General features: G+C 35.1%; 2 protein-coding genes. One reads left to right on the top strand and one right to left on the bottom strand.

Going from position 1 to position 2,644, the window contains the following annotated elements; all coding sequences use genetic code 11:
- Positions 1-222 precede the first annotated feature (222 nt).
- On the bottom strand, positions 223-2,022 hold the full coding sequence (locus ILA26_RS04555; RefSeq protein ID WP_292894570.1) for a hypothetical protein: 1,800 nt from the start codon (positions 2,020-2,022) through the stop codon (positions 223-225).
- Between the two features lie 394 nt (positions 2,023-2,416).
- Here ILA26_RS04555 and ILA26_RS04550 point away from each other — a divergent pair, with 394 nt between their 5' ends.
- Positions 2,417-2,629, top strand: coding sequence for a helix-turn-helix domain-containing protein (locus ILA26_RS04550; RefSeq protein WP_292894567.1), 213 nt, complete (start codon positions 2,417-2,419; stop codon positions 2,627-2,629).
- The last annotated feature ends 15 nt before the right edge of the window (positions 2,630-2,644 follow it).

The following is a 2,644-nucleotide window of genomic DNA, read 5'->3' as shown; positions in this document are numbered from 1 at the left end:
TCGATGTTGTACTCTTGGAACAACTGCTGGATGATGGCACGCTTGCCATCGGTCATTTCTACTTTGTGAATCTCTTTTTTCTGTTTTGCCATGATAAAAGGCCTCCTATGATTTGATTATAGTTTATCATAGAAGACCTTAGGTTTTCGAGGGAAATTCATTTACAGAGATTTTTTCATACTCTCGTAAAATCCATAAATGCTAAAGTCATAGAATACCTATTTATAGACTTTTATTCACACCATCAAGATAATTTTCATTTAGTTCTACATTGTAGTATAAAGGACCATCACCATCTCTATTGTGACGTATTTTATCCTTACCAAAACAAGCAGCTAAATAACGACCAACCCAACTGGGATCGTTTATACCAGTTCCATCTGTGATTATACTGTTAATTATTTCAGTGATTGCTGTTGTGGTCATGGATGGATTAGGTTTAGCTGTTAAATGAAATAGCAATTTCATAACGTGTACTACTTTTTTGGAGGAAGACTTGCTAGGTGCTTTAACCTGTTTCATCCGTTCTAACTCAGCGGGTGAAAGTATATCATCAGGTTTGTTGTCTACACATCGATTTAAATCGTCAAGATTAGAAGAAAAACGATTATTGTTGTTTAAAACTTTGTTGTATGCTTTAAGACATTGGACTATAATACCTAGACGTTCAGACTGTAAATAATTTTTCTCAAAATTGGCGACCATAGTGGTGTCATTTTTCATTGCTTGCTTGAAAGGAATCGTTGAAATTCTTTCTTTTAGAGCCTGATCAATGTGACCGTCTGCTCTTGTGATTAACGCGTGATTAGTACACATGAAAATTTTAACTGGGTTATTAAGGTTAGATATGGAACCGTCGGCGATTCCTTTTAATAAACTTACCGCCTTATCGGGAAGAGGCGCTTCACCGAGTTCTTTTACATGAATAAAACGAATCGAATAGGGAAGATTAAATAGTTTATCATCCGTTATATCTGATATTGTATTTAATTCGATAACATCTTTTTCATGAGTTAGTTTTGCAAGTATATTTATAAGCCTTGTCTTGCCTGCGTTTGTACATCCCTGAAAAAGAAAGATGTTTTTTACAGGCGAATTCTGACATAATGCAGAACCGAATTGCTCACAAATTAACGTTTCTATTCTTGGGTTGTCATGTGAAATACTTTTTAGCAATTGGTTAAATGCTATAGGAGTGGGTACGTTTTCGTCATAAGATAAATCAATGCAGAATGGACTATAATAATTTTTGATATTGTTATTATTAAGTGGCGTGAAAGTGAATTTTTCCACATTTAAAAAACCGTTATTAAACATAACACAGTTTGATGGCAATGGTTTTATGTTAGAATCATCTAGTAGAGGTATGCTTTGAATAAAACTATCAAAATATACCTTTGTATTTACTGTGGTAATAGATGAATGCCTTGCGATAAATTTGACGTATTCTCGTCTCAGGTTACTGGTGTTTGTTTTGATGTGATGATGAAAAGTATTATCCCAAATGTAGTAGTCATAAGTTTTTCTTGCCTCATGGCTGAAATATGCAAAGATAGAAAAATCTTTTATAAAAAGTTTGTTTAAGGAGACATTGCTTGAGTGGTTGTTGCCAGTTTCAGCAATGAGTTCATTTTCACTCTCGTCAATTCCAATAATAGGTGAGTGGATCTTCTTGGATTCTTCATATTGGTCGCATTCTATTCTGTTTCGAAGGGATTCTTTATTTTTTAGATAATCTTTGTAAACTTCTAGTTGAATTTTCTTTTTCGTATAATTGAGTTTTTGACATTGAGCCTTGGTAAGTTCGACTTCGTCATCAATGATGGGCTCGGCTATTTTTACACACTGACGTAGTGGACGTACAGGGGAAATTTTGTCAGATAATTTACCTTGTTCTTGGTGCTCTGTTAATATTTTATCGAGTAAATAGATTGAACTGTCATTGATTTTTAGATTGCTGGATACAGAAACTTCGTTATTATTTTCATTAAATGATGAGTTGTCGTTTGGGGGAATATTCATATTTAAAAACCATCCTTAAAAAACGCTAGAATATTTACAACAGACAGAATATGGCGGCAAATTAATACCATCACACCATTTTATATCTAGCATTATACTTGTACTTGTAGCGATATGCAATAGGGTTGGCATTATAAATTAAAGCAAGGGCGATTAGGCGAGTGAGTGCATGGGGGTAAAGAGAAGGTGCATTTTGGAAGCATACAACAAGCAAGGAATATGAATGGGCTGCGTTTGAGTAATGCCCTTAACAACTGTGGATTGATCCATGAAAATCCTTGCTTGTTCCTTGCTTGAAATTGAATGCAAATATCTGCAACTGTAGGCGCCTAAATATCAAAAACGAAAAATGATTGTACACAATGATAAATCTAAATTTTAAGGAGGAATCATTGTGGGTTCAGAATTTTTGACAGCTAGAGAGGTAGCAGAGATATTTTTCAAGGGGGGATGTAGTTACCATAAGGTGCTACGGCTCACTCGACAAGGCGTTATCCCCGGAATGAAGTTGGGGAAATCATATATGTACAGGAGGGAGGAGCTGGAGAAATGGGCTGAACTTAATTTCAGCAGGCCAGCATATGCTAAAACGAAGTTGAACAAGTGAAGATAGTTGGTGTTG

Origin of the sequence: Methanobrevibacter sp. (assembly GCF_017940815.1) — an archaeon.
Lineage (GTDB): Archaea > Methanobacteriota > Methanobacteria > Methanobacteriales > Methanobacteriaceae > Methanocatella.
This window is presented reverse-complemented; position numbering and strand designations above follow the sequence as displayed.

Bases quoted from the DNA above. Each gene is read 5' to 3' on its own strand.
- ILA26_RS04555 (WP_292894570.1), bottom strand. From the start codon at position 2,022: ATGAATATTCCCCCAAACGACAACTCATCATTTAATGAAAATAATAAC.